Source organism: Bacillus sp. ABR, assembly GCF_056172715.1.
Genome location: NZ_JAOYSL010000001.1, coordinates 984,124 through 1,004,542 on the forward strand (window position 1 = coordinate 984,124; position 20,419 = coordinate 1,004,542).

Here is a 20,419-nt window from a genome sequence, read left to right on the forward strand (position 1 = left end):
TAAGGAGGAAATAGTGTGAGAAATCAAGAGTTGATTCGCAAGGCCGAAATGACACTTGCCAGCTTAAAAACCGGCGGTCTCATGAACGCAACCCAATCCAACACATTCATTAGAATGATGCAAAATACACCAACCGTTTTAAATGATGCACGTATCATTCCAATGGAAAGTGATTCACAAAAAATCGAAAAAATCGGCTTTGGCCAGCGTATTTTGCGCCCAGCAGAAGAAGGCAAAGCGCTTGATGCGAAAGACCGTGTTGTCCCAGCGACAAGCACTGTCCAGCTAAATGCGAAAGAGGTCATCGCAGAGATCCACATGACCTACGACAGCATTGAAAACAATATTGAGAAAGACGGCATTCAGCAGACGATTATGCAAATGCTCGCTGAACGAGCAGCGGTTGACATTGAAGAGCTCATCGTCAATGGCGATACGACTTCAGCAGATCCATTTCTAGCTCAAATGGATGGCGTGAGAAAACAAGCAGTATCTCATATCGTAGATGCAAATGGAGCGGAAATCAGCCGCCAAATGTTTAAGCAAGCTTATAAAGCGATGCCGTCAAAATATTTACGCGTTCCTCAGGATTTCCGTTTCTACACATCCCCAAGCTTAGAAGTTGAATGGAAGGATCAAGTAGCAAACCGTCAGACGGGCCTTGGAGATGCGGCCATTCAAGGCGGACTTTCTTCTGCATTCGGTGTGCCGGTCAAAGGTCTTGCCAATATGCAGCCATATGACGAAGCGGGAACAGATGTATCAGATATTTTGCTGACACATCCTAAAAATATTATCGTAGGTTTCTCTCGAAATATTCGAATTGAAGTAGAAAAAGATATTCGCAGCCGTAAATTTATTATTGTCCTCACAGCGAAGCTAGACAGCAAATTTGAGGAAGAGGATGCTGTAGCAAAAGTGATGAAAGTGAAAGAGTAGGTGACGGCAGACCATGATCATTTCTGCTGAAGAACTGCAGGCCTATTCTGTATTTGATCGTGTGAAAAATCGATCTGTAGAAAGACTGACAGCAGATATTATCGAAGCAGAAGCTGCGGTATTTCAGATCGTAGGTCACGATTTCTCAAGCGAAAAATATCAGCCTCTCCCTGAAAAAGCAAGAATCGCATTATTAAAAATGGCCCAATATTTTGCCATGCTGAATGATGACGAATCTATGATGAAAGGCTTTACGTCAGAGAAAATGGGCGATTATTCATATGCAAAGGCAGCTGATCAAGTGAAAGGCAGACCCTATGTATATGCCTTGCTAGTAGATTACATTGAACCAACATTAACTGCCGGCAGTGCCAAACTAAAGGTGAGATCATTATGAGCTATCAATCTCTATTAACAGATCGCTGTGATCTTTTTCACCTTGAACATAAGGAGTCTGCCCGCGGGAAATTTGGAATTCCAGCTGATGATTTACAAATGACACTTTCCTATCCCGACGCTCCCAGCCTGACCGATCTAGCTTGTTATGTCATAGAAAAGAACCAGTCACTTGTGCAAGAAGAGCCGAATACAGTCATTTATCAATCCTATCTTGTCCATTTTCCTTTAGGAAGTGATATTCGCTTGCATGACAAAATGGTGTGGAATGGCGTGTCACTCAAATTACAGCAGCCTAAAAAAGTGAAAAATCATCACATCGAAGTGATGGCAGTCAGGAAGGAAAATCTATGAAAATTGATGGACTTGACCGGCTGATTTCACAACTGCAGACAGCGTGTGGTGGCGGTTTAAAGGCAGAATATCAAGATTGGTTGGAGGACATGGGCCTGCAGTTTTTAGACATCATTCAGGATGAATTAATCAAGGAGAATGCTGTTGATACAGGACGGCTTCTAAGATCCTTTACACAAGGCGACAAGGAGAATCTTTTTTTCCTTTCAAAAGGCGGTCTCACACTTGAAGTGGGAACGCAGCTTGAATATGCCTCCTATGTCAATGACGGACATGCCACTTCTTCAAGTGGAGAGCGAAGATGGGTGCCTGGCAGATGGACTGGCAGCCGCTTTGAATATGATCCGAATGCAAGTACAGGAATGATGCTTGCCTCTCAATGGATTGATGGAAATGGCTACTGGGATCATGCTGTCATGCTCTATGAGCAAATGTTTGAACAGTCGCTGGAACGAAAGCTGCAAAGCTGGTTCGATCGACATTTTGGGAGGTGATGGAATGAATCAAGAAGTCGGGGCAATCATGCATTATATCTACACACACTTTCCTGTGACAATGTATGATCGTCTTTTGCCAGAACGCTTTCAAGTGCCATCTGTTTATGTGCCGCCTGTGACAGTGATCAGTGGTCCAGATACGGTTTCTACCTTTATGAAATCTTATTCGCTACAAGTGAAAGTCTTTCATATTGATACAGAAAAAGCACATGATGCGGCAGAAACAATCGTTGATGCATTGCTTGCTGATCGTCAAATCATTCAGATGATGAGTGAAGACGGAGAGGTGCTTGATGATTATGTCCGCATAAAAAAAGTGGAAACAAGAATGATAGATCAAGGCGTGGCAGCGATTGTCCTGACATGGGATAGCAGCTATTGGTACAACCGAGACAAACAGGCAAGCCTTGAAGATATCAACTTTTCAGATGGGGTGATCAAACGTGAGCAAGACTAAAAATGCACAGCCCGCTCAAACAGCCGGCGAAGAAAAAGAATTTGGCTTTTCATTTGAAGCCTTAAAGGAGCACAGCAAGGATCTTTTTGGGGTCAAACCAGAAATCCTTGAAGGGGCTCTTTTTTATATCAAAGATCAACCAATTACAAAAACAGAAGCAAAAAAGCACATTGATGCTTTTTTGTCCAAGGAGGTTTAAAGGATGAACGGAGGCACTTTTACACCAGGTACAGAGAAAAAGCGTCCTGGCATTTACTTTAATTTTAAAACAACAGCAGAGCAGCGAATTACTTTAGGTGACCGAGGTACGGTGGCACTTCCTCTTGTGATGAGCTGGGGAGAACCAAAAACCTTTATTTCCGTTTCAAATATGGAAGACTTAAATAAGAAGGTTGGACTTAACATTGATGATAAGTCACTTCTTCTTTTCCGTGAAGCAAAGAAAAAAGCGCAAACGGTCTTGCTTTACCGCTTAAATGAAGGGGAGCCGGCTAAAGCTGAAATTGCTGAAAACTTTGTGGTCACAGCAAATTATGGCGGCCTAAAAGGAAATGAGATCACAGTACAAGTGGCAGAAAATGTACTTGATAGCACAAAGCGCGATGTTATCACTTATCTGGGAACAGATATTGTGGACAAACAGGTTGTCACTGATGTCAAAGATCTTGTGAAAAACAAGTACGTTCAATTTTCTGGTGAAGGTGAAGCAGTCATCACAGCTGGTGTGGCACTAAGCGGCGGGAAAAACGGCGTGGCAAGTGTTGCAGATTATACAGCTTTCCTAGAAGCAGCAGAAACAGAATACTTCGATGTCATTGCCCTTCCAGTCGATAATAGTGAGCAATTAAAAGCAACCTTCGCTTCATTTATCGAGCGTTTACGTGATAAGCAAGGACGTAAGGTGCAAGGGGTTGTGGCTAATTACGCAGCTGACCAAGAAGGAATCATCAATGTGACAAGCGGTGTTGTACTCGAAGATGGAACAGAACTAACACCTGCTCAAACAACAGCATGGGTCGCAGGTGCAAGTGCCGGAGCAAACTTCAATCAGTCACTGACCTTTGTTGAATACGAAGGAGCAGTCGATACATTAGAACGCCTTGACAATGATCAAGTAGAATACCGATTATCACAAGGGGAGTTCATTTTCACCTTTGATGCGAGAGATCGCACGGTGAGTGTTGAAAAAGATATTAACTCCTTGACAAGCTTCACAGCTGAAAAGAACCAGCAAATGGCGAAAAACAAAATCATTCGTGTGCTTGATGCGATCAACAATGATTTAACTTTCGAATTAAAAAATCTGATTAAATTACGCAAAGCCAATGGCAATGACATTCCAGCATCAGATGATGGTGTGCAGCTTGTGAAAACACTGATTACCCAGTATCTCACACAGCTTCAAGATGGCAGCGGCATTACAGGCTTTAACTCAGAAACAGATATCGTGATCGGCCTCAATGAAGATCGTGATGGATTTATCATCGATTTAGCGGTTCAACCAGTAGATGCAGCAGAAAAATTCTATTTCAATGTGGAGGTGAAGTAAGATGGCTTTTAAAGCACAAAATACAATTTCAGGTAAAGAAGGTCGTCTTTTCTTAGAAGGTGAGGAGCTTGCATTTATCAAAACCTTCGAAGCAAACGTGGAGAAAAACAAATCAGAAGTGAACGTCATGGGCCGCCGAATGACTGGGCATAAAACAACGGGAGCAAACGGAACAGGAACGGCAACCTTCTATAAAGTTACGTCCCGTTTCGTTCAATTGATGCTCAATTACGTGAAAAAAGGAGAAGATCCATATTTCACTCTTCAAGCTGTCATTGACGATAAATCATCAGGCCGTGGCACTGAGCGTGTGACATTATTTGATGTCAACTTTGATTCAGCTAAAATCGCTGGATTGGATGTTGATTCAGAGGCGCTTGAAGAAGAAGTTCCTTTCACGTTTGAAGACTTTGATCTTCCTGAGAAGCTGAAGAATACTTTCTAAGAAAAGTGGAGGAAATCAGCTAATTAATTAGCAAATTAAAAACTGAATATGCTATAATGCAGTTGTAATACAGCCGTCTTGAAGCCGTCTAAATTTCGTCTGGCAACGTCTTGTATTCGATTCATTAAAATATGTTTACATGCAAAGCCATTTGCATACAATAAAAAAGCCAGGATGCTCTAACATCCCGGCAATGTACAATGAGGCCCTCAAAGGGGCTGGCTAATCAATTTAGATAGTTTTTAGGATAGACTTCCCCTTCAACCGTCCAAAGCTCAAGGGGAGTCTATTTTTTGTTTATATACGTCAACAAAGTAAGGATAAACATCCCGAATAAAAACATGAGGGAAATCGCTTCAAATGTTGACATATGCATCACCCCCTTCCTATCGGGGATGAGCCAGACGCCCTTGAGCAAGCCATTCAATTGTACAATTAAAATTATACATGAAAAGATTGGAAAGCACATTCAAAAAATGGATGTGCTTTTTTGCATTCAAAAAAACATAACAAAGGGAGTTTTTAAACATGAGTGAAAAACAAACATTTGATCTTTCATTTTTTATGCCAGGACAAACAGTAGAAGCGGAAGAAGTCAAAGTACCGATTTCTAAGCGTTTTGTTGATAAAAAAGGGAATGTCATTCCTTTTGTCTTTAAAGCTATTACAACTGAACGTATTGATGAACTGGAAAAAGAAAACACAACCTTCAAAAATGTCAAAGGCAGAGGACGTGTGAAAGACTTAGACAGCCAGCGCTTCTACGCACGTATTGCAATTGAATCGACGATTTACCCAGATTTCCGTTCAAAGGAATTAAGAGAAGCCTACAGCACACAAGATCCAGTTGAAGTAGCAAAACGTGTCCTGTCAGTTGGCGGTGAATATGCGAATTGGTTAAACAAAGCAATCGAAATCAACGGATTCGAAGATGAAATTGAAGATTTAGAAGAAGCAGCAAAAAACTAATAAAAGATGGGGATAAAGAAGCCGTGTTTTTATATTACGCGATGCACGAACTTCACTACTCCCCATCTGAACTCCTTGATTTATACGAATCACCAAGACCATTCAAAGCATTCCTTTTCGGACTGATCAGCTACAAACTAGACATGTTAGAAAAAGAAGCAAAGAAAGGAGGTAAGTAAATGGCGAAACTTACAGCGCGATTTGAATTAGAAGACCGGGTGTCGAAAAAGCTATTACGCATTCAAAAAAGGTTTCAAACGTTTGAGAAGCAGCTCAAACCATTTAGAAAACCGGTGAAAATAAGCCTAGAAATGGATGAAAAGAAGCTGAGAAATCTCACTTTATCGCTGCGGAAAATTTCAGCTGTTTCCATGACACTGGATCAGGGAATCTATCGTGATCTAAAATCATTAAAAAATCAGTTAAATATGTTACCGAATCATATGGTCATATCCATTCAAGCAAAGGGACTGGGTGTCATTAAAACCAGCATAGATCGTTTGAGACAAGTGGGGACAAGTCCCATGATGATGACGTTTAAATTGAACGATCAATTATCAGGTAAAATATCATCAATCAAAAAATCAATCCTTCAGCTCATCAACAGAACGTACTATATGAGATTAAACATGGTTGACCAAGCCACCGCAGCAATTCAACGAATCAAAAAGACACTCAAAAGCTTGACGATGTCCAAACACGAAATCAGAGTGTCAGTTCAAGACAATGCAAAAAGTAAGCTAAAAAAACGAGATCAGGCAGAGTCTGTTGTGAAAGAGAAGAAAGTAAAAAAGCAACCTAATGCAACTGCTGCTACAAAAACGAATGAAAACAAACAGAGCTGGTTGGGGAATTTGGGAAATAAGGCACTAAAAGAAATTGAAAAATATGCAGGTGACGTTACCGATAAACTGAAGGAAAAATTGAGTCCTAGAAAATTTTGGGATGAGAAGGCGCTACCTTGGATTGAAACAAAAATCGACGAATACAAGCAAGAAGTAATCGGACGAATTAGTGAGAAAATTAAAATTAACCCTGAGGATTATCTAGATAAATGGGTTAACAAAGGATTAGATTGGATCCTTGGTCCAAAAAATCAAACGAATGACTCGGGTGGATCTAATGATAATGCTTCATCAGGGCAGCCGGGTAACCAGAACTCAGACCAAACGCAAAATGAAAAAGGTCTATTTAGAGTAAGCTGCTGTTCTTGCTGTGCAAAAGGTTTAAATCCAACGGGAACTGCCCGAACAGATAATAGAAATGGACCCAGAAACCAACCTAATAATCCAACAGGAACTTCAAGGGTGGAAAAGAATAGAAAGCCTCCAACTAAATTAGGTGGTCTAACCAAAAAAATTCCAGGTGTTATGGCTATCGCCGGACTCGCTGGGATGTTCAAGGATACCGAGAAACTAAAAGGTTTAGGAGATACATTTAAAAATTTAGGTAAAGGAGCAGGTAAGCTATTAAAAAAAGTACCCATACTTGGGCCTTTGCTTAGTGCAACAGAATTAATCGGCACAACAAAAGAAAATGTAGGCGAAAAAGTAGGAGGATTCGGTGGGGGCGTCGCTGGTGGTATTGGTGGTGCCGCGATAGGAACAATGATTGCACCAGGTATTGGCACAGCAATTGGCGGAATCTTAGGTAGTATTTTAGGCGAAAGCTTAGGAAAATGGATCGGTAAAATGTTTGATGATGGAACCTTGAAGAAAAAATGGGATGACATTGTCAAAGGTGCTGAAAATGCAGTTAAGTGGATTAAAGATATCTGGAACAAAGTTTCGAGCTGGATCAATAATAATGTTTTAATTCCTATTACATCGTTCTTCGGTGAGACATGGAATTGGATCACTGAAAAATGGGGACAGCTTTCTTCTTGGTTCATGGAAAAAGTTTGGCTGCCTATTTATAATTTTTCAGTCCCGATTATCAATTTTGTAGTTGGTGTATTTGATGTTGCTTGGACAATTATCAAAAATATTTGGGCAGTAGCATCTAAATGGTTCATGGATTATGTTTGGGAACCATTTGGCCAATATGCAGTAGAAGCAATTGGCTGGGTATGGAATAAACTTGTTGACACATGGAATTGGATTCAGGAAACATGGGGTGTATTCTCTGAATGGTTTTTAACAAATGTTTGGGACCCATTTGGTCAATATGCGATAGAAGCAATTGGCTGGGTATGGAATAAATTTGTTGAAACGTGGAACTGGATTCAGGAGACATGGAGTGTATTCTCTGAATGGTTTAATGAATACGTTTGGACGCCCTTTAAAACATATGCAATACCTGCAATTATGTTTATATGGAATCTGTTTCAAAATACATGGAACTGGATTCAAGAGAAATGGGGGGCATTCTCTGAGTGGTTTAATGAATACGTTTGGACGCCGTTTAAGACATATGCCCTGCCAGCCATTACATTTGTGTGGAATTTGTTTCAAAATACATGGAACTGGATTAAAACTACCTGGGAGAAAGTTTCAACTTGGTTTGATGAAAATGTATGGCAACCCTATCAAAAATATGCCAAGCCAGCAATTGAATTCGTTTGGGAAAAATTTAATGAAGCATGGGAAACGATCAAGGGTATCTGGAAAAAAGTGAGTTCATGGTTCCAAGAGAAAGTATTTAATCCTTTGAAAAAGCATGCTGAAACTTTAAAGAAAACATGGGAAGGTATCTTTGGTGTTGTAGGAAATGTATTTGATACGGCTAAAAAAATTGGTGGGAATTTTCTGAATATCTTTATTAAAAAAGGTGAAGAAAAAACAGGTTTGAAACCGTCTGAGAAAGCAGCAAATAACGCCACAGGCGGCTATATCACTCAGCCAACCTTATCATGGGTCGGTGAAGCAGGTAACGAATTTGTTATTCCAACTCAAAATAACCGAGGACGCGGAAAGATGCTCCTTGCTCAGGCTGCTTCTCATCTTGGAATGTCTGTTATGCCAAGCGGAGCAGCTGGAAATCAAGTATCAAGCTCTCCAGCTCCTATTGCAGTAGCTGCATCATCTTCTGTCGGTTCAATAGACGGATCGGTCTCGATGACTGGGGACATTCAAGCCTCCAGCATTGGTGAGCAATTTAATAACGATTTTGAACAAGGGTTAAACCGTAAAGTAATCTCTCTTGATCAATGGAAACAAAAGAATATTCAGCAGCCGTTTGGTCAATTGACATCAGACTCAGGAAAGTATGGTCAACAAACGGTTTCAGCTTTTGCAAATGGTCAGCAGATGACACCAACAGGTACAGCCAGCTTCTTGCAAAGTCGTGTGAAAACACCATACCAACAAGTCATGACCGCATCACCAACTTGGGGTTCTGGAACGGTTAGTGGTTTTGCAGCAGGCCAAAATGCCACATCAATTGGCACGAGCCAATACGTAGATCAACACATCAAACAACCATTCCTGCAAGCAAAACAAGAATCACCAGGCTGGGGTTCAGGAATGATTGACGCCTTTAACAACGGCATGCGTTCCAAAGGAAGCGAAGTCACACAAGCGGCCAAAGAAATGGCGAAGAAAGTAGAACAGGCGTTTAGAGAGGAATTAGACATTCATTCCCCTTCACGTGTCATGATGAGTCTTGGGAAATTTGCATCGATTGGTGTCGTCAAAGGGCTCGACTCAGTTGATGTGAAAAAGTTTGCTGAAAATCAGGCTGGTTCATTAATCGGTGCCTTCAGCGGTATGGGAGCTTCAGGGCTTAATATTAAACAATGGCTCATGGCGGCCATCATGGCAACTGGCACATCTATGAGCTGGCTTCCAGGTCTGATGACCATCGCGCAGCATGAGTCACGTGGAAATCCGAGAGCGATCAACTTATGGGATTCCAACGCCAAAAAGGGAACACCTTCTAAAGGCTTAATGCAAACCATTGGAACGACGTTTAACGCCAATAAAGGCAAGGGCATGAATGACATTTGGAACCCAATTCATAATGCCGTAGCAGCCATTAACTACATTAAGGGCAGATATGGAACAGTCTTCAACACGCCGGGATTACGAAGTATGAGAAGAGGCGGTCCTTATAAAGGCTACGCAAATGGCGGACTGATTACTCAGGAGCAGGTGGCTAGAGTTGGTGAAGGAAACAAACGTGAATGGATTATTCCAGAAGAAAGAGGCATTCGAGGAAGGTATTTATTGACGCAGGCAGCCAAGGCGCTTGGGATGCAAGTATATGATCCATCAAATGCATCTGCTCCTTTACCAGAAGCACAGATGCAGCAAGTCACCTCAGCTCAGTCTGCTGGTAGTACAACATCGTCAGGTAATAAACAAATTACAATTCAATTCAATGGCGATCAGCATTTCCATAATGGACAAGATCAGCAATCGCTAGTCGAAAAAATTAAACAAATGCTTGTAGATGAACTGGAAGTAGAGCTTCATACAGGAACGAAGGGGGTCGTGATCGATGGGTAAATCAGTATATCAATTGTGGATTTCCCAAGGAAAGGACAAGTTGCGATTCCCTGTCCTTCCATCCGAACTCGAAATCACAAATAACGTACAAAATGAAACAGTGAAGGTTGCCTCTTTTGGAGAACTGACTTTTATTGACGTACCATCGGCTAAACAAGTATCATTCACCTCATTATTTCCTAAGAAATATTCGCCGATTGCTGAATATAAAGGCATTCCATCACCAGAGAATGCAATTGCGAAAATTGAACGAATGATGCGTTCTAAGAAATCCGTGCGATTGATTGTAACTGGGACAAAAATCAACATGACGTGCAGCATTGAAAGCTTCACCCACAAGGAAGGGTCATATGATATTGGAGATCGTGAATTTACGATCGAGTTAAAGGAATATAAAACTGCATCGCCTAGGAAAATCAAACGAAAGAAAAAAGCAAAACAAACGAAAAAGAAACGGCCTTCAAAAACACCACCAAAAATGTACACCGTCAAAAAAGGGGATACGCTATGGGCCATTTCTGGCAGGTTTTATGGCGACAGTACAAAATGGCGGCGTATTTGGAATGCCAATAAATTAGCGATGATTAAACGTAGCAGACGTAATATTAAGCAGCCGGGGCATTGGATTTTCCCTGGACAAAGGTTAAAAATACCACAATAGGGGGGCTGGCATTGATCGAGCTTTTTGCCATCAGAAGCGGCACCATGTATGAGCTTGTCACAGAGAGTGTGACACTTCAGGGGCAAAGGTATCAAGCCCCTCGCTCAATTCAGGCAAATATTATCACAAAGCAAGGCAGTCAAACGTATTACCGTGTCTCGGAAGGGGACACGGTTCTTTTTAAATGGAAAGGAAAAGAGCTTTTTAGAGGCATCGTTTTTTCCCGGACACCTGTTGAAGGGAAGATGACCTTTACCGCATACGATATGCTTCAATATTTGGTGAAAAACCAAGATGTCTATGTTTTTTCAAATCAAAGAGCAGATCAAATCTTAAGGCGGATTGGAGCTGACTTTCAAATTCCAATGACCTCCATCGCCAATACAGGACATGTCATCAAATCACTAGTCTTTAAAAATGATACGAGCCTGTATGACATGATATTGAAAGCATTGAAAGAAACGAAGCGGCAAACGGGAAGAAACTATCAAATCTATTCTGCTAAAGGCAAGATGGGGCTGAGAGCCTGGCCTGATCCAGAGGACGTATGGGTCATTGAATCAGGCATCAATCTCATCAGCTATCAATACAGTACCTCGATTGAAGAGACAGCCACTCGTGTTAAGATGCGTACGTCTGCTGATGAACAGGGGAAAAATAAGAAAAAAGGCAGTAAATCCGAGATTGTTGTGATCGAACAGGATAAAGCCGGTCAGAATAAATACGGTATTTTACAGCATGTTGAGACAGTCACGGGGCAAATTAACCAGCCGCAGTTGCAAAAAAGAGCCAAAGTACGGCTGGCAGAGAAAAAAGGCGTCAAACAAGAAGTCAAAAGCATCCAAGCGTTAGGAATTCCTGAGCTGCAAAGCGGTCTCCCAATCTATTTGAAAATTCCTGAAATCAACGTAAAAAAAACTTACTGGATCGATCAAGACAAACATGAATTCAGTGGGGTGAAACACACCATGACCATTGATGTTGTTGAGAAAAATTCAATGCCAAAGGGTGATCAAGCGTGAGATTAAGTGAAGCAATTAAACGGTTGGCAGTGAATGCAGTAGACGCAGAATCTCCAATCGATCTTGTCATTGGAGAAGTCACGGCAGTTTCCCCGCTGAGCATCCGATTAAATGAGAATCATAAGCTGACCATTCCAGAAGAATTACTGATTTGGCCGAAGCGCTTAAATAAGGGTGAGGATGATGAGCTGAAAAGAGGAGACAGTATTATGGTGCTTGCAATGGCAGGAGGGCAGTCCTTTTACATCATCGACAAATTGTAAGGGAGGTGATGAACGTGGCACTTTCACCAGAGGAAGAAATCGAGGAAATAGAAGAAGATGAAGAGGTTGAAACCTCGACGACGTATCGAATAGATTTTGAAACTGGCAGACTGACAGGCGAAACCATTTCAGGTATTGAAGCAATCCGGCAATTTATTTATATGACACTTAGGACAGAGCGGTACGCACATCCTATCTACAGCCACGACATTGGAACAGAAATTCAGGAGCTGTTGACGGATACAGAAGCCACGGATGAATACAAAGAGATGGAGATTCCAAGGCTGCTAGAGGAGGCACTGCTCGTTGACGAGCGGATTGATCATATTGAAGAGTTAGAGGTCACAAAGCAAAATGAATCGTTTCATGTCAAATTAGCTATTGTCACAGATGAGGGTACATTAGAAATAGAGGAGGTGATGGAGGGCGATGTTTGAGGAACAGACGTACGAAGCATTAATGGAAAGAATGCTGGAAAGACTGCCAGATGATATAGATAAAAGAGAAAACAGCGTGATTTGGAATGCCTTGGCACCTGCTGCCGCCGAATTGGCCCAATCCTATATTTGGCTTGATCAAGTGTTTGAGCTGGTCTTTGCAGATACAGCACAAGGAGAGTTTCTAGATCGGCGGGCTGCTGAAGTAGGAATTGAAAGAAAACCAGCCACTAAAGCGGTTTGGTCAACGGCCATTCAGCCAGAAAATATCAATATTCCAGCTGGCTCACGTTTTTTTATTGAAGACGTTTATTTCCAATATTCGAAGGATGGCACGCTAGAATGCGAGACACCTGGTAAAGCCGGTAATGTTCAATTAACAGATCAGCCGCTGCTGTCACTTGATACAATTCCTGGACTTGAATCGATTACGATGAGAGAACTGGTCATACCTGGTCAAGAGGAGGAAGATGACGCTTCATTATACGATCGATATTTAATACGTGCGAGGCGAGAGGCTGTCAGTGCCAACAGGGCGCATTATAAAAAATGGGCTGAGGAAGTAGCCGGTGTTGGCAGAGCGAAAGTGTTCCCGCTTTGGAACGGAGAAGGGACGGTTAAAATTGTTATAACAGATGGCAATCTAGATGTTGCATCAGACCTTCTTGTCAAAAGGGTACAGGAATATATCGACCCAGTGCCAGGTGAAGGAGAAGGACAAGCGCCTATAGGCTCAAAAGCAACCGTTGAAAGCGCCAAATGGCTGGATATCGACATAGAAGTGGCTGTCGAACTTCAAATGGACTGGACCCTTGAAGGAGCTCAGAAAGAAATAGAAGAAAAGGTCAAGACGTTGTTGAAATCAATCGCATTTGAAAAGAGTACCATTCGAATGTCCGCCTTAAATGATATTTTGTATCATTCAGAAAGTGTGTCAGATTATGCAGATGTGTTATTGAATGGCGAGTCGAAAAACTTAGTATTACAGGACATTGAGATTCCGCGTCTTAGGCAGGTGAAGGTTATTGAGCAAACAGGATGAAATGAAAAACTATTTGCCGCCATATTTTACAGAAATTTATGAAGTGGATCACCTGCTCAAGACAGAGGCACCGGAATTTGAGCAATTGGACGAATCCATTTTCGACTTAACGGATCAGTTCTTTCCTTTAACAGCGACATGGGGATTGAATAGATGGGAAAGAATGCTGAAGGTGCAGCGGGAATCAGATGATTCAATTGAACTGCGCAGGGCACGCTTACTCAATATGATGTCAAATATTCCGCCAATCACGTATCTTTCATTAGAGAAATCAGTGAATCGCTTTCTTAAAAATCCAAGTGCTGTCATCCGTCTCACAACCAATCGTTATCACTTCGCCTTACGTGTGAACCTTGATGATCTGCAAAACACGAGATATATTGTAGAAATTCTTGAAACGTTAAAGCCTGCTCACTTGGCTTATACGTTCACGGCTTTTCATCATACCGACGTACATGAAAAAAATGATCATCACGTGAGGCTCACACTGCGCAGCAGGGTGGGTTTTTTCGATCATATCCCGATTTTACTCAATGGTGAATTTGTCTTAAATGGTACGTTTTATCTCAGTGGAACACGAGGTACAACGGATGTGCCTGCTCGTTTTCGACATTCATTAAACATGAGAATGCGGCTTCAACATCAGTCAGAAACAGCACATCGCATGAACTATGTCATGACTGGAGCGGTACATGAAACGAAGCAAGAAGCGGCATTGACTTTACGCACAAAAAATCAGCTTCAGCATCAAACCAAAAAGAAGATGACATTCCGTCTGCCAGTACATGTCCAAACTGAGCAGGGTGGCAGCTTACTGATCAAGGATCATTACTGGATTCTTGATGGATCTGTTCCGTTGGACGGATCAAAAATGCTCGCAGCAACTTCTAAAAAAATAGATTTATAAGGAGGATCACAATGGCTGATCAATTAACCGTAACAACACTGTATGCACGTCAACAAATGGCAAAGGCAAGAGCAGAAGGAACAAAACTCACAAAAGTCGTCAAAATGGCATTTGGAAATGGGGGAACGAAGGATGGAAAACCGATCTCACTAGACGGCACGGAACAAAAACTCAAAAAAGAACTAGTCCAGAAAAATATTGATTCATTTACCTTCATGGAACCAGCAAAAATCCGCTACACCTGCACGATCGCCGAAGGAGAACTGGCAGGAGAAGTGATCAACGAACTAGCACTTGTCGACGAAGACGGCAAATTCACCGCCATCCGCACCATGACAGACAAACAAAAAGACGGCGACATCGAATTCGTTTTTGAGATTGATGATATTTATTAATGGAGGGATTTTAATGGAAATAAATTCACCGAAAACATTTGAAACTAGTGACAAAGCTCATGCTGATTTATTCAATGAAATGGTTCAAACCTTGCTTGAAAACGACAATGGACTGTTAGAACAGCTTACGAGTCACACTCAAGATATGAACTTACATGCATCTGAAGAAGAAAAGAAAAAATGGAATGACTCGCAAATCTATAAAATAACTGCAGATAATGGTATGCAGCTTATCAATGTCTCAGCAGATTCAAAAATATTTGATGCAATTAAGGATAAAGGAACATGTACATTTTACGCAGCTCCTGGAGTAGAAGATTCTCCATCATCGTCAAATATATCACTAAGAGGTATGCAGATAGTAGGCCAAAATAACATAGGGGCAGGCTTTGCGGTAGATATAGCAGGGAAGGCATACAGCTTTTACTACAATCATGGGCATACAACTATTACTTGGACACCTCTTCCGAGTATAAACGATTTAAACAAATGGAATGGAAGTCAATTAATTAAAATTACTAATGACACAGGTGGTGTTCGTGTATCTGTAGATGCAGCAGATAGTCTTCTTGATAAAATATCTGAAACTGGTAAAACATTCGGCACTTTTTATTCCGTGGCTGGTGCAAAAGATAATCCTTCTGAGTCATCTGCCAGAGGATTTTATCATTTTACTTCGTCTGATAGTAATAATAAAGGAACTTATGGATGGGTCATTGCTATTGATAACAAAAACAACATGTATACGAATTACCTTGATCTAAATTTAGGCTGGCAAGGCTGGAGACGTAATTTGAGTGAGGCAGATCAACAAATTATATGGACCACTCCAAGGCTTTTAAACGGATGGAAAGAATATAGTTCAAGTGCGCTACCTATTCGTTTTGGTAAAAATGCTTTGGGAGAAGTGGAGATAAATGGTGCTGTTAGAGATGGGGCCTTAGGTGAAATTCCTGTTTTTGTCCTTCCAGAGGGATACCGCCCGAAACATTCTGTTTATTATTTGGGGGTTGCTTCAAGTCTTGGTACATCTGGGGTACCACAATATCATCGGACATTTATTACAAACGACGGAAGAGTATGTGTACAATTATCCTCTAACTCTGCCAATCCTACAGAATTCATTACGTTTTTAATCAAATTCAGTACATTATAGGAGGAACTAAAATGTGGATTTATAAATATAATGATCAATTGATTTATGTGCCTGGTGAAGAGAAACTCATCAATGAACATGAAAAAATTCCTGAAGGTTTTACTGATGTACCTCCTCCTGTTGAATCGTATATTGCAAAATTTAATCCTAAAGAACAGAAATGGGAGGAAACAGCTACGCAAGAATATATCGATAGCCTAAAAACAAAACCATTACCTAATGATCTTGAAATATTAAAGGAGCAAAATGCCTTTTTAACCAAACAAATGACACAGATATTACATGACATAAAAGAGTTGAAATCATTTTAAAACTTTATAAGGGGGAGAAATATGGTTTTAAAAACACCGCGTTCTTTTGAGATAAATGACAAAGCGCATGCAGATTTATTTAATAAGATGATGCAGACCTTGATTGAAAATGATACAGAACTATTAGCTCAAATTCATCATCATGCAGAAGATACAAACCCTCACGTCTCTGGTTCAGAAAAGAAGAAATGGAATGAATCCCAGCTATATAAACTGACAAATGATAACGGGTCCCAATTGATTAATATCCCTGCTGGTGGAAGTATCTATGAGGAGATTAAAGCGCTAGGTGCTTGCTCATTCTATGCCCCAGGAGGTTCAGGAGTAGTTGATTCTCCTGCTATTGGGAACGCTGCATTAAGAGGCTTCCAGCTTGTAGGACAAAACAATATTGGTGTAGGAATTGCAATTGACACATCAGGCAACTCATTTTGTTTTTCCTATCATGTGAAAGACATTGGAATCAACTGGGTGCAAATGCCGACTCAAAATGAAAAAAACAAATGGGATGCAGGACAATTATCTAAAATCACTGCTGATGATGGAAAAGCTTTTGAAAGAATTAATGCAGATGATCCTAGTATTTTAGATAAATTGATAAAATTGCCGGGAGTTCACTCATGGTACATCCATGAAGCACATCCAGATCTTCCGACAAGAAGTTCCATGAGGGCTTTGTCTGTCTTTAGTGAAAATACCTATGGCTGGGTCATCGGAGCAAACAATACAGGAGATGTCTATATTAACCGTTCAACAACTGATGTAACGGGTACCCAACAAGAGTGGAGCGGTTGGAAGCGTCTCAATGACCATAACCTATTAAACTCAAAGGGATTAAGACTTTCAATGCCAATAGGTACCGATATATTAACGCTGCCATCCGGATTTTACTTTGCTGTTGGATCTAATGTTTTAAATATGCCTGTCGATAATGATTCTTCTTGGTTTAATATTGATATCTTAGAAACTGTAAATGGTAGAAAGACTATTCACATCATTAGAAGTTATGACAACACTCATTGGTTTGGTACTGTTCATACTGACGGTGTTTTCAAAGGGTGGAAAAAAATAGTAACTGATGCTGATTTTGAAAGTGTCAAGTGGCTAGATGTCACATTAGATAATGGTTCTTCTATTGGTGACAGACCAGTTCAATATGTTAAATGGGGAAACTTATTATTGTTGAGAGGTCATCTAGTAGCGAATAGAGAAGTTATTTGTGGTAAAATTCCAATTAATGGATTACCTGATAAAGGCATAGTAGTATCAGTACCAGTATCGGGTACAACCGGTCATAGTAAATTATATATATATAAGACAGGAGAGCTAAAATTAACCGGTTTACATGCAGTGAATAACAGTGCAGTAACTGGCTATTATTTTGACACAGTCGTCCCATTAAATTAAGGAAGTGATAAAGATGATACAAGCCTATGAATACAATCATCAAAATGAATTGGTCAGACCTATCGAAGTGTTCGAAAGGGATGATGAAGGTAATTATGTCATTCCAGATCAATGCACAACAATCGCTCCACCCAATAATCCTTCTTTTTATAAAGCAGCTTTTGATGTGGAAAAACAACAATGGTATGAATCAGCGACACAGGAGTATATAGATAGCTTAAAATCAGCCCCTCTCCCACCAAGTGATATAGAACTTTTAAAGAAACAAAATGCTTTATTATCAAAACAATTAACGCAACTACTGGCTATGCAGAAAGGGGGGACTTCAGAATGATGTTTCCAACTGTAGCAGATATCAAACAATTTTGGGACTGGCAATGTTACGGCCCAGAGGACATTGCATTTTATGTAAGCATTGGCTGGATTTCGGCAGATGACTATGAAGACATAACAGGAGACAAATACGAAGCCTAATGGCTTTATTTTTTTGCCGGAAAAAAGGTTGTTGCGATGGCGTTAAAAAACTATTAAATCATAAATTATTCTCAATCTCATTGAAACAAAGGAGAGAACAAATTGGATATAAAAACTCCTCGTTCTTTTGAAACGAGTGATAAAGCTCATGCTGATCTATTCAACGATATGTTGAAAATACTGATTCATAACGACACTGGTATATCAGAACAATTAACTCTTCATATCGGTGATTCTAGCCAACACTCTTCAGAACTAGAAAAAAAGAAATGGAATGAGTCGCAGCTGTATAAAATTACAGGAGATAATGGAGTACAACTTTTAAATATTCCTGTCGGCTCAAAAATTTATGACTCAATTAAAGACAAAGGGACATGTACATTTTATGCGCCCAGTGGAATAGAGGATAGCCCTTCACAATTCGCCATTAGAGGGATACAGACAGTGGGACAAAATAACATTGGAACAGGTTTTGCGATAGATACATCAGGCAATGCATATTACTTCTACTATAATTCTAGCCATTTATCTATCACTTGGACTCAAATTCCGACAGCAGCTGAAAAAGATAAATGGAACAACAGTCAGCTTCATAAAATAACAAGGGATAACGGTCAACCCTTTTATAAAGGTACAAGTGAGACCACCGACTATAACGAAATTACGGAAACAGGAATGTATCTCGTTTATAATGCAGGTCTAAATGGTCCAAAAGAGATCAAAAGGGCGTTTATGATTGTTATCAGTTATGGGAATACCCTGCTACAAGCTATCTATGATGCAGTCAATGGTCTGAACTCTTTTTATAGAATTAGGAAGACTGACTATACATGGACTGAATGGGAAAGGCAGCTCACAGCTAAAGATTTAAATGCTATTCAAGCATTTCCTATTACCAATCCAGATGGTTTTGGAAAATTTCACATAATCAATTCTGTTGATTTTCATGACATACTACCTCGTTATAAAGGTTTTGTACATTTTACCTCAGACACATCAGCTATTAACGGACCAGGTGTTGCTTTACGAGGGGTTTGGGTATGTAATAGTGCAGGAAACTACGGTTCTATTATTGCTTTTGATAATCTCGGCCGAACATGGCGAAAAACAGTTGTAAATAGCGTATGGTCAAAATGGGAACGTTTGTTAACCAGCGCAGAGCAAATAGAATGGAAATCCCCGACAACAATAATAAACGGATGGAAACAATACGGCACTCAAAAAGTGCAATTTTATAAGAATCCATTTGGAGAGGTAGAGTTAATTGGTTCTATTACAGGGGGAACTATCGGTTTTGCAGTACCTGTTTTTACATTGCCAAGTGGTTATCGTCCAGTACAGGATATTCATTTCATAGGGGTAGCATCTAGTATCGGCGCTGGTTCAACACCACAAACACACAGAACACATATTGATACTGATGGTAATGTGTATATACAAAGTGTCTCCAATTCAACAAACCCAAATGAATTTATTACTTTCGGCTTTAAATTCATGGCGGCACAGGAGGGATGAAAGTGAACTGGATATATAAATACGACGGAAAATTCAATTACCTTCCAGGGGAAGAAATAGAAATTGAAGGGGACGCAGACATCCCAAAAGGATATACAGATGTAAGACCTCAAGATGGTTTGTACAAAGGTAAATACAATGAAACGAAAAGAGCATGGTATGAGTCGGCAACACAGGAATACATTGATAGCTTGCAGCCAAAACCGCTGCCACCATCAGAAATTGATCTATTAAAACAGCAAAATGCTGATCTGCTTCAGCAGCTGTCAGAGTCAGAAAAGAGAGTAGAAGAACAATCAAAAACAATATCAGAGCTTATCATGTTGCTGAATGAAAAGGGGGTCATTTAATTGGATTGGTTCCGTAGTATTTCATTGTTCTATCAATGGAAGTGTTATGAAAATGAAGATGTAGCAAAATTTGTTCGTTTTGAGAAGATTACGCCGAAACAATACAAAGAAATAACAAGAGAAGAATATCCAACAAACGCTGAATAGGCGTTTTTATTTTGCCTTCTTTAAAGATGGGCAAAGTGAGGGAGTAGGTGAGTGCAGTGGAAATGGATTTGACTCAATATTTAATGACACAAGGACCGTTTGCGGTGTTGTTTTGTTGGGTGCTGTTTTACGTATTAAACACAACAAAGGAACGAGAAAACAAGCTCAATGAGCAAATCGAGGCGCAAAATGATGTACTAGCAAAGTTTAGTGAAAAGTATGACGTCGTGATCGACAAACTCGACAAAATAGAACGAAATTTAAAATAGGAGGAAAGA

Annotated in this window: 28 protein-coding genes; 27 read left to right on the plus strand and 1 reads right to left on the minus strand. The window is 40.4% G+C overall.

Annotation, left to right across the window (positions count from 1 at the left end; all coding sequences use genetic code 11):
- Positions 1-15 precede the first annotated feature (15 nt).
- The 8 genes from OIT90_RS05030 to OIT90_RS05065 are packed head-to-tail and all read left to right on the plus strand — an operon-like array spanning position 16 to position 4,637.
- Positions 16-939 (plus strand): phage major capsid protein, encoded by a 924-nt coding sequence (locus OIT90_RS05030; RefSeq protein ID WP_024425904.1) that lies wholly within the window; start codon positions 16-18, stop codon positions 937-939.
- Between the two features lie 13 nt (positions 940-952).
- Positions 953-1,336, plus strand: a complete 384-nt coding sequence (gene yqbG / locus OIT90_RS05035) for a protein YqbG (RefSeq protein ID WP_039181000.1) — start codon at positions 953-955, stop codon at positions 1,334-1,336.
- Entirely contained in the window at positions 1,333-1,689 is a 357-nt protein-coding gene (locus OIT90_RS05040; RefSeq protein WP_039180997.1) for a YqbH/XkdH family protein, read from the plus strand. The genes yqbG and OIT90_RS05040 overlap by 4 nt, the downstream gene beginning before the upstream one ends.
- Positions 1,686-2,183 (plus strand): HK97 gp10 family phage protein, encoded by a 498-nt coding sequence (locus OIT90_RS05045; RefSeq protein ID WP_474892307.1) that lies wholly within the window; start codon positions 1,686-1,688, stop codon positions 2,181-2,183. The genes OIT90_RS05040 and OIT90_RS05045 overlap by 4 nt, the downstream gene beginning before the upstream one ends.
- 4 nt (positions 2,184-2,187) lie before the next feature.
- On the plus strand, positions 2,188-2,643 hold the full coding sequence (locus tag OIT90_RS05050; RefSeq protein WP_212042178.1) for a phage tail terminator family protein: 456 nt from the start codon (positions 2,188-2,190) through the stop codon (positions 2,641-2,643).
- Positions 2,630-2,842 carry a YqzN/YkzM domain-containing protein gene (locus OIT90_RS05055; protein WP_039180988.1) on the plus strand — a complete coding sequence of 71 codons (213 nt, stop codon included), beginning with the start codon at positions 2,630-2,632 and terminating at the stop codon, positions 2,840-2,842. Before OIT90_RS05050 ends, OIT90_RS05055 begins: the two co-directional genes overlap by 14 nt.
- A gap of 3 nt (positions 2,843-2,845) precedes the next feature.
- On the plus strand, positions 2,846-4,192 hold the full coding sequence (locus OIT90_RS05060; RefSeq protein ID WP_039180985.1) for a phage tail sheath family protein: 1,347 nt from the start codon (positions 2,846-2,848) through the stop codon (positions 4,190-4,192).
- Between the two features lies 1 nt (position 4,193).
- Positions 4,194-4,637, plus strand: coding sequence for a phage tail tube protein (locus OIT90_RS05065; protein ID WP_024423257.1), 444 nt, complete (start codon positions 4,194-4,196; stop codon positions 4,635-4,637).
- 286 nt (positions 4,638-4,923) lie between these two features.
- On the opposite strand, the gene OIT90_RS05070 is transcribed toward OIT90_RS05065, so the two are convergent.
- On the minus strand, positions 4,924-5,106 hold the full coding sequence (locus OIT90_RS05070; protein WP_306460555.1) for a putative holin-like toxin: 183 nt from the start codon (positions 5,104-5,106) through the stop codon (positions 4,924-4,926).
- A gap of 59 nt (positions 5,107-5,165) precedes the next feature.
- Between OIT90_RS05070 and OIT90_RS05075 the strand changes: the two genes are divergently transcribed.
- The 19 genes from OIT90_RS05075 (at position 5,166) to OIT90_RS05165 (ending at position 20,410) form a co-directional block, all read left to right on the plus strand.
- Complete coding sequence (locus OIT90_RS05075) at positions 5,166-5,606, plus strand: phage tail assembly chaperone (RefSeq protein WP_012011040.1); 441 nt, start codon at positions 5,166-5,168, stop codon at positions 5,604-5,606.
- Positions 5,607-5,647: 41 nt separating this feature from the next.
- Positions 5,648-5,785: a hypothetical protein gene (locus tag OIT90_RS05080; protein WP_095285871.1), complete on the plus strand. Its 138-nt coding sequence runs from the start codon at positions 5,648-5,650 to the stop codon at positions 5,783-5,785.
- Positions 5,786-10,054 carry a transglycosylase SLT domain-containing protein gene (locus OIT90_RS05085; protein WP_474892308.1) on the plus strand — a complete coding sequence of 1,423 codons (4,269 nt, stop codon included), beginning with the start codon at positions 5,786-5,788 and terminating at the stop codon, positions 10,052-10,054.
- On the plus strand, positions 10,047-10,715 hold the full coding sequence (locus tag OIT90_RS05090) for a LysM peptidoglycan-binding domain-containing protein (protein WP_058838044.1): 669 nt from the start codon (positions 10,047-10,049) through the stop codon (positions 10,713-10,715). Before OIT90_RS05085 ends, OIT90_RS05090 begins: the two co-directional genes overlap by 8 nt.
- An 11-nt stretch (positions 10,716-10,726) precedes the next feature.
- A complete protein-coding gene (locus OIT90_RS05095; protein WP_047203987.1) occupies positions 10,727-11,737 on the plus strand; it encodes an XkdQ/YqbQ family protein in 1,011 nt (336 codons plus the stop codon).
- Positions 11,734-12,000, plus strand: a complete 267-nt coding sequence (locus OIT90_RS05100; protein WP_099663585.1) for a DUF2577 family protein — start codon at positions 11,734-11,736, stop codon at positions 11,998-12,000. Before OIT90_RS05095 ends, OIT90_RS05100 begins: the two co-directional genes overlap by 4 nt.
- 14 nt (positions 12,001-12,014) lie before the next feature.
- On the plus strand, positions 12,015-12,437 hold the full coding sequence (locus OIT90_RS05105) for a DUF2634 domain-containing protein (RefSeq protein ID WP_107163140.1): 423 nt from the start codon (positions 12,015-12,017) through the stop codon (positions 12,435-12,437).
- Entirely contained in the window at positions 12,430-13,479 is a 1,050-nt protein-coding gene (locus OIT90_RS05110) for a baseplate J/gp47 family protein (protein WP_474892309.1), read from the plus strand. The genes OIT90_RS05105 and OIT90_RS05110 overlap by 8 nt, the downstream gene beginning before the upstream one ends.
- Positions 13,463-14,386: a YmfQ family protein gene (locus OIT90_RS05115; RefSeq protein ID WP_064498124.1), complete on the plus strand. Its 924-nt coding sequence runs from the start codon at positions 13,463-13,465 to the stop codon at positions 14,384-14,386. The genes OIT90_RS05110 and OIT90_RS05115 overlap by 17 nt, the downstream gene beginning before the upstream one ends.
- 11 nt (positions 14,387-14,397) lie before the next feature.
- Positions 14,398-14,781, plus strand: coding sequence for a phage tail-collar fiber domain-containing protein (locus OIT90_RS05120; RefSeq protein WP_024423249.1), 384 nt, complete (start codon positions 14,398-14,400; stop codon positions 14,779-14,781).
- A gap of 13 nt (positions 14,782-14,794) precedes the next feature.
- On the plus strand, positions 14,795-15,937 hold the full coding sequence (locus OIT90_RS05125; RefSeq protein WP_474892310.1) for a pyocin knob domain-containing protein: 1,143 nt from the start codon (positions 14,795-14,797) through the stop codon (positions 15,935-15,937).
- Positions 15,938-15,948: 11 nt separating this feature from the next.
- The gene (locus tag OIT90_RS05130; RefSeq protein WP_058838039.1) at positions 15,949-16,248 is read left to right on the plus strand and encodes a hypothetical protein; all 300 of its coding nucleotides are present in this window, start codon (positions 15,949-15,951) and stop codon (positions 16,246-16,248) included.
- A 21-nt stretch (positions 16,249-16,269) separates the two neighbouring features.
- The gene (locus tag OIT90_RS05135) at positions 16,270-17,655 is read left to right on the plus strand and encodes a hypothetical protein (RefSeq protein WP_474892311.1); all 1,386 of its coding nucleotides are present in this window, start codon (positions 16,270-16,272) and stop codon (positions 17,653-17,655) included.
- A 13-nt stretch (positions 17,656-17,668) separates the two neighbouring features.
- The gene (locus OIT90_RS05140; protein WP_059375809.1) at positions 17,669-17,989 is read left to right on the plus strand and encodes a hypothetical protein; all 321 of its coding nucleotides are present in this window, start codon (positions 17,669-17,671) and stop codon (positions 17,987-17,989) included.
- The gene (locus OIT90_RS05145; RefSeq protein ID WP_059375807.1) at positions 17,986-18,129 is read left to right on the plus strand and encodes an XkdX family protein; all 144 of its coding nucleotides are present in this window, start codon (positions 17,986-17,988) and stop codon (positions 18,127-18,129) included. Before OIT90_RS05140 ends, OIT90_RS05145 begins: the two co-directional genes overlap by 4 nt.
- Positions 18,130-18,231: 102 nt before the next feature.
- A complete protein-coding gene (locus tag OIT90_RS05150; protein WP_059375804.1) occupies positions 18,232-19,644 on the plus strand; it encodes a hypothetical protein in 1,413 nt (470 codons plus the stop codon).
- Complete coding sequence (locus OIT90_RS05155) at positions 19,641-19,994, plus strand: hypothetical protein (RefSeq protein WP_474892312.1); 354 nt, start codon at positions 19,641-19,643, stop codon at positions 19,992-19,994. Before OIT90_RS05150 ends, OIT90_RS05155 begins: the two co-directional genes overlap by 4 nt.
- Positions 19,995-20,141, plus strand: coding sequence for an XkdX family protein (locus tag OIT90_RS05160; protein WP_224929347.1), 147 nt, complete (start codon positions 19,995-19,997; stop codon positions 20,139-20,141). It abuts the gene before it with no gap.
- A 56-nt stretch (positions 20,142-20,197) separates the two neighbouring features.
- Positions 20,198-20,410, plus strand: a complete 213-nt coding sequence (locus OIT90_RS05165; protein WP_008344062.1) for a BhlA/UviB family holin-like peptide — start codon at positions 20,198-20,200, stop codon at positions 20,408-20,410.
- The last annotated feature ends 9 nt before the right edge of the window (positions 20,411-20,419 follow it).

Coding starts and splice junctions, on each gene's coding strand:
- yqbG (WP_039181000.1), top strand. CDS start 953: ATGATCATTTCTGCTGAAGAACTGCAGGCCTATTCTGTATTTGATCGT.
- OIT90_RS05040 (WP_039180997.1), top strand. CDS start 1,333: ATGAGCTATCAATCTCTATTAACAGATCGCTGTGATCTTTTTCACCTT.
- OIT90_RS05045 (WP_474892307.1), top strand. CDS start 1,686: ATGAAAATTGATGGACTTGACCGGCTGATTTCACAACTGCAGACAGCG.
- OIT90_RS05050 (WP_212042178.1), top strand. CDS start 2,188: ATGAATCAAGAAGTCGGGGCAATCATGCATTATATCTACACACACTTT.
- OIT90_RS05060 (WP_039180985.1), top strand. CDS start 2,846: ATGAACGGAGGCACTTTTACACCAGGTACAGAGAAAAAGCGTCCTGGC.
- OIT90_RS05065 (WP_024423257.1), top strand. CDS start 4,194: ATGGCTTTTAAAGCACAAAATACAATTTCAGGTAAAGAAGGTCGTCTT.
- OIT90_RS05070 (WP_306460555.1), bottom strand. CDS start 5,106: ATGTGCTTTCCAATCTTTTCATGTATAATTTTAATTGTACAATTGAAT.
- OIT90_RS05075 (WP_012011040.1), top strand. CDS start 5,166: ATGAGTGAAAAACAAACATTTGATCTTTCATTTTTTATGCCAGGACAA.
- OIT90_RS05080 (WP_095285871.1), top strand. CDS start 5,648: ATGCACGAACTTCACTACTCCCCATCTGAACTCCTTGATTTATACGAA.
- OIT90_RS05085 (WP_474892308.1), top strand. CDS start 5,786: ATGGCGAAACTTACAGCGCGATTTGAATTAGAAGACCGGGTGTCGAAA.
- OIT90_RS05090 (WP_058838044.1), top strand. CDS start 10,047: ATGGGTAAATCAGTATATCAATTGTGGATTTCCCAAGGAAAGGACAAG.
- OIT90_RS05110 (WP_474892309.1), top strand. CDS start 12,430: ATGTTTGAGGAACAGACGTACGAAGCATTAATGGAAAGAATGCTGGAA.
- OIT90_RS05120 (WP_024423249.1), top strand. CDS start 14,398: ATGGCTGATCAATTAACCGTAACAACACTGTATGCACGTCAACAAATG.
- OIT90_RS05125 (WP_474892310.1), top strand. CDS start 14,795: ATGGAAATAAATTCACCGAAAACATTTGAAACTAGTGACAAAGCTCAT.
- OIT90_RS05130 (WP_058838039.1), top strand. CDS start 15,949: ATGTGGATTTATAAATATAATGATCAATTGATTTATGTGCCTGGTGAA.
- OIT90_RS05135 (WP_474892311.1), top strand. CDS start 16,270: ATGGTTTTAAAAACACCGCGTTCTTTTGAGATAAATGACAAAGCGCAT.
- OIT90_RS05140 (WP_059375809.1), top strand. CDS start 17,669: ATGATACAAGCCTATGAATACAATCATCAAAATGAATTGGTCAGACCT.
- OIT90_RS05145 (WP_059375807.1), top strand. CDS start 17,986: ATGATGTTTCCAACTGTAGCAGATATCAAACAATTTTGGGACTGGCAA.
- OIT90_RS05155 (WP_474892312.1), top strand. CDS start 19,641: ATGAAAGTGAACTGGATATATAAATACGACGGAAAATTCAATTACCTT.